General features: G+C 37.5%; 9 protein-coding genes and 3 pseudogenes. 4 read left to right on the forward strand and 8 right to left on the reverse strand.

Annotation, left to right across the window (positions count from 1 at the left end; translation table 11 throughout):
- Positions 1–213: 213 nt before the first annotated feature.
- The gene (locus tag AAZO_RS11640) at positions 214–771 is read right to left on the reverse strand and encodes a cation:proton antiporter domain-containing protein (protein WP_228371626.1); all 558 of its coding nucleotides are present in this window, start codon (positions 769–771) and stop codon (positions 214–216) included.
- On the opposite strand from AAZO_RS11640, the pseudogene AAZO_RS38100 reads away from it, so the two are divergent.
- Positions 764–2,046: pseudogene (locus tag AAZO_RS38100) on the forward strand (IS5 family transposase); the annotation flags it as partial. The gene AAZO_RS11640 and the pseudogene AAZO_RS38100 sit on opposite strands and share 8 nt — an antisense overlap.
- 340 nt (positions 2,047–2,386) lie before the next feature.
- Here the strand turns inward: AAZO_RS38100 and AAZO_RS30115 are convergent.
- The 3 genes and pseudogenes from AAZO_RS30115 to AAZO_RS26625 all read right to left on the reverse strand — a co-directional run bounded on the left by AAZO_RS30115 (position 2,387) and on the right by AAZO_RS26625 (position 5,496).
- Positions 2,387–3,839, reverse strand: a pseudogene (locus AAZO_RS30115) (IS66 family transposase).
- Positions 3,840–4,623: 784 nt separating this feature from the next.
- Entirely contained in the window at positions 4,624–4,935 is a 312-nt protein-coding gene (locus tag AAZO_RS26620; RefSeq protein WP_049790695.1) for a DNA cytosine methyltransferase, read from the reverse strand.
- 399 nt (positions 4,936–5,334) lie between these two features.
- The gene (locus AAZO_RS26625; RefSeq protein WP_187289647.1) at positions 5,335–5,496 is read right to left on the reverse strand and encodes a DNA cytosine methyltransferase; all 162 of its coding nucleotides are present in this window, start codon (positions 5,494–5,496) and stop codon (positions 5,335–5,337) included.
- Between the two features lie 390 nt (positions 5,497–5,886).
- Here AAZO_RS26625 and AAZO_RS30125 point away from each other — a divergent pair.
- Positions 5,887–7,338: pseudogene (locus AAZO_RS30125) on the forward strand (IS66 family transposase).
- Here AAZO_RS30125 and AAZO_RS30130 read toward each other — a convergent pair.
- Positions 7,321–7,485 carry a hypothetical protein gene (locus AAZO_RS30130; RefSeq protein ID WP_081462769.1) on the reverse strand — a complete coding sequence of 55 codons (165 nt, stop codon included), beginning with the start codon at positions 7,483–7,485 and terminating at the stop codon, positions 7,321–7,323. The pseudogene AAZO_RS30125 and the gene AAZO_RS30130 overlap by 18 nt on opposite strands.
- Positions 7,440–7,667 carry a transposase family protein gene (locus AAZO_RS11680; protein WP_013191392.1) on the reverse strand — a complete coding sequence of 76 codons (228 nt, stop codon included), beginning with the start codon at positions 7,665–7,667 and terminating at the stop codon, positions 7,440–7,442. Before AAZO_RS11680 ends, AAZO_RS30130 begins: the two co-directional genes overlap by 46 nt.
- Positions 7,668–8,124: 457 nt before the next feature.
- Here AAZO_RS11680 and AAZO_RS11685 point away from each other — a divergent pair, with 457 nt between their 5' ends.
- Positions 8,125–8,436 carry a PAS domain-containing protein gene (locus AAZO_RS11685; protein ID WP_338027197.1) on the forward strand — a complete coding sequence of 104 codons (312 nt, stop codon included), beginning with the start codon at positions 8,125–8,127 and terminating at the stop codon, positions 8,434–8,436.
- 952 nt (positions 8,437–9,388) lie between these two features.
- Positions 9,389–10,636 carry an HhoA/HhoB/HtrA family serine endopeptidase gene (locus AAZO_RS11690; protein WP_013191393.1) on the forward strand — a complete coding sequence of 416 codons (1,248 nt, stop codon included), beginning with the start codon at positions 9,389–9,391 and terminating at the stop codon, positions 10,634–10,636.
- A 67-nt stretch (positions 10,637–10,703) separates the two neighbouring features.
- On the opposite strand, the gene AAZO_RS11695 is transcribed toward AAZO_RS11690, so the two are convergent.
- Both AAZO_RS11695 and AAZO_RS11700 read right to left on the reverse strand, forming a co-directional pair.
- A complete protein-coding gene (locus tag AAZO_RS11695) occupies positions 10,704–10,982 on the reverse strand; it encodes a hypothetical protein (protein WP_013191394.1) in 279 nt (92 codons plus the stop codon).
- 431 nt (positions 10,983–11,413) lie between these two features.
- Entirely contained in the window at positions 11,414–12,100 is a 687-nt protein-coding gene (locus tag AAZO_RS11700; protein ID WP_013191395.1) for a LabA-like NYN domain-containing protein, read from the reverse strand.
- Positions 12,101–12,352 lie beyond the last annotated feature (252 nt).

Consider the following 12,352-nt stretch of genomic DNA (forward strand, 5'->3'; position numbering starts at 1 on the left):
AGAGATTTAGATTTTATGTATTTTTGGTGTTCTTTGGGCTCCCTAATTCAAACATAACCCTGTAACTATAACTTTTGGCTAGAACAAATAAAACCAGCATTATAATATAAAATTAATTAATTCTGCAAGAGGCCTAATGACTCCTAATAGAAATAATTCATGACTTTCAGGGGCAGCAAGCATACTCAGAATACGGGGAACTATCCACCGACTTCAAATAATCGCCACTCCTGTAAATAATACAATTTTCAATACAGCAAGACTTAGTGCCACAAAGATATTTTCTGATTGATTTAGCGCCGATAATATTGCTAACATGACACCCAAAGCCAAATCCTGAGCAATTAAAATTGCTAACATGATTTGACTATGCATTGTATTAGTTTCACATCTTTGCGTGAGATTTTTCAATACTACTGCTGTCGAAGACAGAGAGAGAACTGCACCCAGAAAAATTCCTTGGGTAATACTAGTAGTCCAGCCTGTACTAAGCGTCACTAATGCAACTAATAAAATTGTTAAGCCAACTTGGGAAAAACTTCCTTGTAAGGCAATTAATTTTTTAACTCTTTTTAATTCTGCTAAATATAATTCTACACCTAAAATAAACAGCAGAAAAGCCACACTAGTTCCTGCTAAAGATTGAATTACCGCAGCATTACTTAATAACTTGAAACCAAAAGGACTAACAACAAATCCATTCACTAAATAACCCAGAATTATAGGTTGCCGCAAACGATTTGCTAGAAATCCTCCTAATGCTGTAGCCACCAAAACAAGAGAAACAGTAGAAGAGATTAGGGAAAATCCCTATGTGTAATACTTGATAGAAATGTCAGCGTATAGTAACAAAGCTCCATTTGATGCTTCCATGCTAGTTCACTTCTGAGGAGGAATAGATATGAAATTAGTCAACAAATTGAAGCAAAAAATTGTTAAATAGGGGTTAGAAATAAAAGAGGAGGAAGTAAACTCAAAAAACTTATAAATAGAAGATTCAGAAAGGGAGCCGACCAATGGGTGGAAATTAATATTAGATGCCAGTTGTGCACCAGCAGATATCAGTTATCGAACAGACTTAGGATCATTAATTCAAGCAAGAAAGCAAACATAAAAAACTATAGATACATTATATAACTCCCTGGAAGTTAAAAACACAAACAAACCGAGAACCTACAGGAATATAGCGATAAAAAATCATTCATTAGTAGCTAAAAAAAGAAAACAACCTTTAAAAAAAGAAGCAATGCTATCAAAAGGCAACTGCAATATATCAAAAGATACTTAGCTCACATTCAGCAACTAATAGATTTGGGTGCGTCACTCGTAAAACTGAGTAATAGGCAATATAAAATATTGCTAGTAGTAGCAGAAGTTTATCGTGAACAACTGTGCTTATATGAAAATATAAAACAGAGTATAGAAGACCGGATTGTCAGTTTAAGTCAACCACACATTCGTCCAGTTCTCCGTGGAAAAGTAGGAACAGTCGTAGAGTTTGGGGTGAAGTTTTCAGCTCTTTGTTTTGACGGCTATGTATTTTTAGACCGCATAAGTTGGGATGGTTTTAACGCATCAGGAGACTTAAAATCACAAATTGAAGCATTCAAAAGCTACATGGGGTCTTATCCTGAATCAGTTGATGTTGATAAAATTTATCGGCATAGAGACAACCGTGCTTGGTATAAAGAAAGAAGTATTAGAGTCGGTGGTCTTCCTTTGGGAACACCACCTAAAAATGTCAGTAAAGAAAAAAAGAAACAAGCTTTAAAGGACGAGAGAGTTCGTAACTGTATTGAGGGTAAGTTCGGACAAACTAAACGAAGATTTAGCCTTGGGACAGTGATGGCTAAACTTTCTCATACTTCTTTAACTACAATTGTTATTTCTTTTTTAGTTATGAATGTTTCTACTATTTTGTTACGGCTTTTCTGTGTCTTTTTATGGCAATTTTTCAAAACCACATCTTTTTTCACTTCTTCTATTAATAAAAGTTATGTCTTGGATAGTCGCAGCCCACAAAAATTTATATTTCTCCCTGTCTGACTATTTAGTCGATTCTTCTCTTGCCTTTTCATGACTTTTTCACCAAACCCTAAATAGTTTTAATCAATCTACGAATAATGATATTCAAAAAGATACTTTCCACCTAATACCTTATCTGCAAGAATATCGTTGCTTATTAATTTTAGATGGATTAGATGCTGTATTATCAAATTCAGAATTAACTAAATTCATTCAACAACTAAGCCTTCATCCTCATCAAAGCTGCATGATCACTACCAGCAGAGAAAAACAAGATCCTCTGGAAGTCAATACAAAAACTGTATGTAGTCTGACATTAAATGGTTTAGCAAAAATAGACTTTTAATGTAAGGAGTCAGGTCTAAGGAAGAGGGATTAAAAAAGGTGTATGGAAAGCAGAGTGAACCATGGCTTTTATAGGTTGGTCAAAAAACTCAATTAGAGAAAGTGCTTGACGGCGACAAGTTTGTATAACGGTCAATAAATTGGCAGGATGTTGGAAGAGCTCCAGAGAAAGAGAACCACCACAGACTTTTCCTTGTGTCAGTGCTAAACCTAACCTTGGTTCAGCTAAATTATGATCAAGGTCTATTGCCTAAGGAAGGTAAAAGTTTACCAGGTTCCCCTGGGGCTTGATCAATGAATGAATGGAAGATTCAACTTTTGGTTGAAACTAGGATGGCCAAGTCAAGAATTCATGAAGGTTTTGGGTTTGTTGGAATAAAGGGTAGTTTTTAAAACCTTCATCTTAAAACCTTCATCTATGAGGTCGATGAATTTTGTGCCAATTTCTTGGTGATTGAAGCCAGGAATCTTGATTAGTGTCTTGAAGTGACGGGGTAGGGTAGATGTGCCTGACATTTCTGTTGAGCTGTGACCGCATAACCGTTATAGGCAGTAAAGTCATCAGAACTGAGTACACCAGAGTAACTTGAACCCACAATGGATTCTAACTCACGAGGACAAGGAGTATCAGACCCATGAAATCAAGGGAAGTCACTATTGGCAAAAATCCATAACCATTGTTTCACCCCTTTGACTACCCAGGGTGTTTGATCCCCAAGGATATGAGGCTGGGTTTGTTTTATCCACTGTTTGAGGCTATGAATACTTTGAGCCACTGGACCATCTATTCCTTCATTGGTACCTACTAATGTTCCCAGTCCAATTTCTATTTGACCCAGTGCCCCACAACAAGAAGTATTCTTTTTCATAGGGTCAATGACCCTAGTTATTGATCCATCCCAAAAAAGCTTGTCCTGTGATTCCTATATTTTGTCCCAGTACTATCTCTGGCGACCAGTGTGCCCTTTGTGTTTCCCCACACACACTGCAAATCTACGTATATCTTTCATATTCTACTATTTGGATTGGCCTGTGCACCAACTCCCCGACTTGTTGTGTTTCCACTTTTATTGGTTCGCCAAATAATTCCCCCTAACCTCACCATCCACAGACTTGCCGTCCCACTATCTCAAATCTATTCTATCTACTCCACCAAACACCTTTCTCCTTTTTCCCCTATGCCCTGGTTGTCCTCCTGGTTTCCGTTTTCGTGTCTGGTTTTCTTCTGGTTTCTCTTCTTATTTGTTCTCGGTTTCCTTGAGGATGTCTCCCGATGGTGGTTTGGATAATGTTATGGTCTCTAAATCCCTACTGACTTTGAGTTTCTCTATTTCTTTTTCCAGTTCTACTACTCTATTTGTTAGCTTCTCTATACTTTTCCCCTGGTCAATAATGATTTCTACCAGTTGCTGTGTTCCCAACTGCTTCAATATCTCTCTGTCTAGTTTTGGTGGCAGCTTCTTTTCCATAACTTCTATATTCTGCCTCACCTATCACACTTGTCAATACCCCACCACCTGAATTCCCCAGTTTACTCACAAGTAATTCTTACTATTTGTGGTTTAGTCACATTAGGAATTGGTTCATTAGTTTTTCCCATTTCATAAATCTTATGGATATGAGGTCAGTTATGAATTATTCATCAACATCTTCATGGATAGTTCCTATCAGTTACTATTCCCAACCCTGATTCTTTCCTTGGCTCTTTCCTAATCTTAACACTATGGAAAGCCAGACACAGACTCCTTTCTAAATTTTCCGACCCCTCTATTACCATTACGGCGTAAAATTTCTCGTAAGCCGTAGCTCGTTGATAATCCTCAGTGCATTTCTTATCTACAAACACAACATTCTAGAAATTTAAATTTGCAGTATGAGAAGTATGCTCATTAGTTTTCTCATAGGGAAATATTAATAGATAATAAGCTAAACCATAAACTTCCATAAACTTTTTTATTAGCATTTATAAACTGAGATTAAGACTGTGGTTATCGGATCAATGTTACTTTTAAATCAACTTCTAAATCAGGAAAATCTATTCTTAATGCTGCACTACCAAGGCTGTAATCATATGTTGTAGATAAATATTAATTAAAAGTAGATTCAACGTAAGTTCCTACAGCTTTACCATCTGTAAGCCCATACAGATTATGAATTGGTGTTGCACTCAGTTTTACACAAAAACTAAGTGCGGTGGTTTTTAGGGATTTGAGCGTTAGTAATTCCATGTTTTTAAATAGCTAGACTTAATTGCTACCAATTAGTTTTAGTAAACTCAATATTTTTTCTACCAATCCTTAGACAGACCCATTCTACACAAGCAGGAACTATAGCATTGCCAAGCAAAGCATATTGATCATAAATTTTTGCTTCTCTACACCAATCATCAGGAAAACCCATTAAGCCAGGATATTCAACATTAGTTAAACGTCGAAATTTATCACCTACTTTATAGCATTCATAGTGTCTTGAGCTGGAAGCAGTTAATTTTGATGCAATGCCGTTAATTCCAAATATTGTATAACCTAGTCTTGAACCTCCATCCTGATTATATAATAATTCCACACCCTGACAACAACGATTGACGGGTTTACTTTGTTTGATCCGTTATAAGCTATCTTTTGTAAATTCAAACTGAGTATCTACTATTTGTTAATCTTCCAAAATATCTTTTAGTAGCTTTCTAGGTTTAATCTAAGGTAAGAAAGACAGATTTCGATTTAACATCTTATTTTTATAGGTAATTCCCCAATTACAGTTATTCCCTTTACTCGCAGATATTGGCAACATATATTTTATGAATGTTTCTATATCATATAAGTCAGTTCAGTCCTCTTTTCCTAAGGAAACAGATGTATTTTCTAAGAGGTGATAATTTATATTCGTATAATTTAATTTAGTACCACAAATAAAAATTCTATGTCTATATTGAGGAATACCAAAACTAATAGGATTAATAATTCTTCATTCAATCCAATAATCTAATTCAGATAGATAATTTAAAATAACTCGGAAATGATAGCCATTTTCCATGGTCACAAGTCTTTTGACATTTTCTAAAAAGAAATCCTGTGGTTGTTTCCCATCTATACTTTCTAGAATACGTTCAAATAATGTACCCGTCACACTATCTCTAATTACGAGTTTTTGCCTGCAGGAATAAATGGTTTGCAAGGGAAACCACCAGTTAGAACATGATAATTAGGTCTATCTAATAGAGAGGTCGGAAAATTTAGAAAGGAGTCTGTGTCTGGCTTTCCATAGTGTTAAGATTAGGAAAGAGCCAAGGAAAGAATCAGGGTTGGGAATAGTAACTGATAGGAACTATCCATGAAGATGTTGATGAATAATTCATAACTGACCTCATATCCATAAGATTTATGAAATGGGAAAAACTAATGAACCAATTCCTAATGTGACTAAACCACAAATAGTAAGAATTACTTGTGAGTAAACTGGGGAATTCAGGTGGTGGGGTATTGACAAGTGTGATAGGTGAGGCAGAATATAGAAGTTATGGAAAAGAAGCTGCCACCAAAACTAGACAGAGAGATATTGAAGCAGTTGGGAACACAGCAACTGGTAGAAATCATTATTGACCAGGGGAAAAGTATAGAGAAGCTAACAAATAGAGTAGTAGAACTGGAAAAAGAAATAGAGAAACTCAAAGTCAGTAGGGATTTAGAGACCATAACATTATCCAAACCACCATCGGGAGACATCCTCAAGGAAACCGAGAACAAATAAGAAGAGAAACCAGAAGAAAACCAGACACGAAAACGGAAACCAGGAGGACAACCAGGGCATAGGGGAAAAAGGAGAAAGGTGTTTGGTGGAGTAGATAGAATAGATTTGAGATAGTGGGACGGCAAGTCTGTGGATGGTGAGGTTAGGGGGAATTATTTGGCGAACCAATAAAAGTGGAAACACAACAAGTCGGGGAGTTGGTGCACAGGCCAATCCAAATAGTAGAATATGAAAGATATACGTAGATTTGCAGTGTGTGTGGGGAAACACAAAGGGCACACTGGTCGCCAGAGATAGTACTGGGACAAAATATAGGAATCACAGGACAAGCTTTTTTGGGATGGATCAATAACTAGGGTCATTGACCCTATGAAAAAGAATACTTCTTGTTGTGGGCACTGGGTCAAATAGAAATTGGACTGGGAACATTAGTAGGTACCAATGAAGGAATAGATGGTCCAGTGGCTCAAAGTATTCATAGCCTCAAACAGTGGATAAAACAAACCCAGCCTCATATCCTTGGGGATGAAACACCCTGGGTAGTCAAAGGGGTGAAACAATGGTTATGGATTTTTGCCAATAGTGACTTCCCTTGATTTCATGGGTCTGATACTCCTTGTCCTGGCGAATTAGAATCCATTGTGGGTTCAAGTTACTCTGGTGTACTCAGTTCTGATGACTTTACTGCCTATAACGGTTATGCGGTCACAGCTCAACAGAAATGTCAGGCACATCTACCCTACCCCGTCACTTCAAGACACTAATCAAGATTCCTGGCTTCAATCACCAAGAAATTGGCACAAAATTCATCGACCTCATAGATGAAGGTTTTAAGATGAAGGTTTTAAAAACTACCCTTTATTCCAACAAACCCAAAACCTTCATGAATTCTTGACTTGGCCATCCTAGTTTCAACCAAAAGTTGAATCTTCCATTCATTCATTGATCAAGCCCCAGGGGAACCTGGTAAACTTTTACCTTCCTTAGGCAATAGACCTTGATCATAATTTAGCTGAACCAAGGTTAGGTTTAGCACTGACACAAGGAAAAGTCTGTGGTGGTTCTCTTTCTCTGGAGCTATTCCAACATCCTGCCAATTTATTGACCGTTATACAAACTTGTCGCCGTCAAGCACTTTCTCTAATTGAGTTTTTTGACCAACCTATGAAAGCCATGGTTCACTCTGCTTTCCATACACCTTCTTTAATCCCTCTTCCTTAGACCTGAATCCTTATATCTGACTAAACCACAAATAGTAAGAATTACTTGTGAGTAAATTGGGGAATTCAGGGGAAATCTTTGTTGAGGTACCCGGAATATTTTTACAAGTCTAATGACCTGTTCAACAAAAATACCCCTGGTGGACAACTCTTTGTTTCCTGCCTTTTGTTCTGAGTCGCCATAGCATAATCGCTATCATATTTTTCTACCTGTTCAAAGAGACTAGCAGGGAACACATTTCGTAATATCTCTAGCCAGTAATGAAATGTGTCCTTTGCTTCCGTTTTCCATATACCGAAATGCAAACCTAAAACCTCAAATGTTGGCATTTTCCTCCAATAGAATAAGTATAGACATAGCTCTTCTTTTTTCTTTTATCTCTAGTTTCCGTTTCCCCCCTCCTCCTTTCTGATTTATACCTATCTTTTTACTTTCTATGTCACCTTGAAGTTTTTTATGCTACATTTCACATTGGGCTAACAAGTCTTGAAACTGATAGTTAATTATTCCCAGTATTTGTTTTCTACGATGTGGATATTCTTGAATATAGTTAATTTAGTGGATTTTTCCTTTTCCTACACCCTCAAAATTCCCTTCTACCATTTTTTCACACCAAGTTAATTTTCCTGATAGGTCTATTTACTCCAGTAACTTGCTGTGTAGCTGGCTTTAGCCATCCAACAGGCAGAACTTTATCAAAATCTGCAAACTCTCAATACATCTCTAGAGCAGAAAGTTCAAAAACGAACAGATGAACTGCAAGCTAGTGAAGGAAGATTCCGAGCGATTCTCGATAACTCTTTTCAACTTACCGGACTGCTGACAATCGAAGGAATTGTACTGGAGGCCAACCAGACAGCTTTAACTTTTGGTGGACTGCAACTGGAGGATGTGGTAACTAGACCATTCGGGGAAACCTATTGGTGGAAAATTTCCCAGTCAACTCAGGACAGCTTAAGACCAGCTATCGCACGTGCAGCCCAAGGTGAATTTATTCGCTACGAAGTACATTTGGGTGCAGGAAATCAAATCGCCACCATAGACTTTTCTATTCGTCCTCTCAAAAATGAATTCAGTGGTGTGAAAATGCTGGATTGACAGGGCAAGAAGCCGCAGGATGGGGACACCTAACCCACGGCAGAACTGCAATAAAGCAAAGAACGCTTCCGTAATCTTAATTTTCCTGGAGTAATGTATCAACATATTCCTTATCCTGAGGCCTGCCATGAATTTGTATATAATATTAGACCTCTTGTGAAATTGTTTCTATGGTATGATAGATACTTTGAGATTTTATCTATTTTTGGTGTTCTTTACGAGCGCTAATTCAAACATAACCGTGTAACTCTAACCTTTTGGGTAAAACAAATACGGCATGCCATTATAACATAAAATTAATTCTGCAAGAGGTCTATTAGCGATCACAGTCGAGAACTTTTTGAAGTAGAACCAGTAACCATTCAACAAGATACAAATACCTTATTTGACTTGATCCACCCAGAGGATTTGCCCTCAGTACAAGAGTTGATCACTCGTTCAGCAGATTCCTTACAGCAATGGTCATGATTATATCAAGTCAGTGCCGAAACTACTAAAAATAAGCAAAAATAATATTTAACCAAGAGTATTACTGGATTTTGTGATTCGTTTACTTTGTTACCCAAAAATAGTAATCCTCTCTAAGAGGGTGTTTGAAAAGTTGGAAAATATATAATTAATTTGTCATTCTGTATTCCTTGGGGATACTGCGTGAACGCGAAGCGTGCCGGAGGCTCTAGAATCTAGGGTTTGAGCGATTAATCTGAGATGCTTCACTGCGATACTTACTCCGTAGAAGGCAGGCTACATCACATTGGTGACAAGTTAAGGCTGAAAGTGTTTTATCAAGATCCTTTTGGACCCAAATAGGCTTTATTGGAAAAATTTATTGGGTGGGTGTCTCTTAAAAAGAGACTAGTTAATATTAAAATAAAATTACACTTTCGCAACAAAAGTATCAAAAAAAAATATCTACATTAGTAATAGCTCTAAATATCCTTCCAGAAAGCAAATGTCAAACCAAAAAAAAGACCAAGATAACCTTTTACCAAAAAGCCATGATAATGCACCTTGGAAAAAAGCAGCGGCCTCTTTATCTTTGGTATTACTAGGATCAGGGATGACCTTAGCAGGTGGGTATTTAGCTGGAAACCAACAGCAGGTATCTGACACTGCATCAAAACTAGCAGTGAGTCGAGTCAATGCGGCTCCCCCGTTACCAGCAAATACTGATCCTAATTTTATTACTCAGGTTGTCCAAAAAGTTGGGCCTGCGGTGGTGCGAATTAATTCCTCCCGCACTGTTCAAAGCAAGTTACCGGAAGAATTTAATGACCCATTTTTTCGCCACTTTTTTGGGTCACAACTACCATCTCAGGAGAGAAATCGGGTAGAAAGGGGTACTGGGTCAGGTTTTATTCTCAGTGCTGATGGTCGAATTATTACCAATGCTCATGTGGTTAATGGCGCGGATACGGTGAGTGTCACCCTTAAAGATGGACGCACTTTTCAAGGTAAAGTGGTAGGGAAAGATGAATTAACTGATGTGGCGGTGGTGAAAATTCAGGCGAATAATTTACCAACAGTGACTTTGGGTAATTCTGACCAATTACAACCGGGACAATGGGCGATCGCAATTGGTAATCCCCTTGGTTTAGATAATACAGTAACTACAGGCATTATCAGCGCCACCGGACGATCTAGCAATCAAGTTGGTGTTCCCGATAAGCGAGTTGAATTTATTCAAACCGACGCAGCAATCAACCCTGGTAACTCAGGTGGTCCTTTGCTGAATGCGCGAGGGGAAGTGGTTGGTATGAATACAGCTATTATTCAAGGGGCGCAAGGCTTGGGATTTTCCATTCCCATCAACACAGCACAACGAATTTCTAATCAACTGATCACAACAGGTAAAGCTCAACATCCATATTTGGGAATTCAAATGGTAGCTTTAACACCTGAGTTGAAGCAACGCATTAACTCAGATCCCAACAGTGGTTTAACTGTCAATGAAAATAATGGTGTGTTGATAGTCAAAGTGATGGCTAATTCACCAGCGGCTAAAGCGGGACTACGCGCAGGAGATGTTATCCAAATGGTGAATAATCAAACAGTTACAGATCCAGCTGATATACAAAGAGCAGTGGAAAAAACTCAAGTTGGAGCAGATTTGCGCCTAGACATACGTCGTAATGGCAGCAGTATGAATCTATCTGTTAAAACTGGTACTTTTCCCACTCAAGACCAAAATCAGTCATAGAGATAGTAATTCAGGAGTTCAGGAAGAAGAAATTAATTTTTCTTCCCTGTTCCCTGTTCCCTGTTCCCTATAAACTGAGACAATAGGAAATAGTAACTGCAAACATTGCCAACAGTACAGGAATCGCTGTAATCAAATCCAATTTGCGATCTTTCAGGATTTTGAAGCAAGATATAGGAATAATTAAAGGCCAGAAAATAGTAGTTATTAAGGCCATAACAAAAGATAAAAATTTATCTTCCGCAGTAGATGCTGGATGACGCAGGGAAAACCGTAACCAATTGGTAAAAAAATAACAAGTCATTAACAGATAACTAATCACTAAAGTCAATTGTATCTGATTCACTTGTTCTACTCCTTAGATTGTGTGAGATCCAGCGAAAATTTCTGTATTAAGGTTATTAGTATATTTTGAGCAGTGGAGATGCATAAGTTTGCAAATAGACTTTGTTTTTTAATCACTTTGATGCTAACTATACAACATTTCTCCCTAAAATCAATATTAATCGCATACTAAAAACACTTTAAACAGGATTATTACTGAAATAGATTACCCAAATAATAAGCATACTAATTATACCTAGAAATTTTAATTAACTATTCTCACATTGAGATAGCACACATCACAGATAAGTGGCAAATAAAATGCTACATTTATTGCTTTCTCTATTGCTTTGGTGATTGGTCATTGGTAATTAGTTGCTCTTTCCTGGTTGGTGAGCCTACGATGTTCTGAGCTTGTCGCAGGGTCAAATTACTGCCTGCCGCCATGGAATTTTAAAGCTGAGAACTGGAGGAAGTGCGATAACTGTAACCTACATGATAATCCTTTTGAATATGTTGTTTAACGCTGTCAAAATCTATGAAGTAATCAGCCACATTAATCAGAGTATCGCTCGTCGTTGTTTGCAAACCGATTACTTCTACCCTAGATCCCAAGCTGCTAACAGCATTGACAGCATAAGCTAAATCTCCATCTCCGCTGACTAAAACAGCAGTATCATAGTAAGGCGCTAAAGTAATCATATCAATGGCGATTTCTACATTCAGATTGGGTTTTTTGCCATTTTCTGCAACTGCAAGTATATCTTTTGTAACTACACGATAACCATTGCGACGCATCCATAACAGAAACCCTTGTTGTTTCTCTTTGCTGGCATCGACTCCAGTATAAAAGAAAGCACGCAACAGACGAGAACTTTGCGTTAAACGACAAAGCAGTTTCACATAGTCGATTTCAATACCTAGTTGCAAAGCAGCGTGAAAGAGGTTTAAGCCATCAATAAAAATTGCGACTCGACCGCGATTGATATCATCTCCAATGTTCATGTCGTTGCTAGTCTCTTGGGGCTTGATTTCTCGACCTTTGGTAGTAGTTTTTATGGTGGGTGGCCCTTGCCAAAGTGGTTTTTCTTTAAGTTCTTTATATTCGTTTGTTTTTTTGCTAAGATTAGTAAAACTCATTGATACCTCTAGATTTTAAATTTTGGATGTATTTGATAAATTTCTGATACTAGTATAGTCTGTGGTAACTTAATAACCGTAGTAATAAACTTAGCCAGAACTTATTTACAGAAATTCATTGGTTGCAAATAAACTTAACTCATTTGGACTGCGCCATATCTTAAATTAAAGTAACGGACGAGAGTTAATAACACAATTTTAGTAAAGCAGTCGTTGATATTGAGGTTAAAACCAAGACTTAATCCTTATTTT

The sequence above is a fragment of the 'Nostoc azollae' 0708 genome (assembly GCF_000196515.1).
GTDB lineage: Bacteria > Cyanobacteriota > Cyanobacteriia > Cyanobacteriales > Nostocaceae > Trichormus_B > Trichormus_B azollae.

What these genes read in the sequence shown, in the direction of transcription:
- AAZO_RS11680 (WP_013191392.1), bottom strand. Translation starts at nt 7,667, where the DNA reads ATGCCAACATTTGAGGTTTTAGGTTTGCATTTCGGTATATGGAAAACG.
- AAZO_RS11690 (WP_013191393.1), top strand. Translation starts at nt 9,389, where the DNA reads ATGTCAAACCAAAAAAAAGACCAAGATAACCTTTTACCAAAAAGCCAT.
- AAZO_RS11700 (WP_013191395.1), bottom strand. Translation starts at nt 12,100, where the DNA reads ATGAGTTTTACTAATCTTAGCAAAAAAACAAACGAATATAAAGAACTT.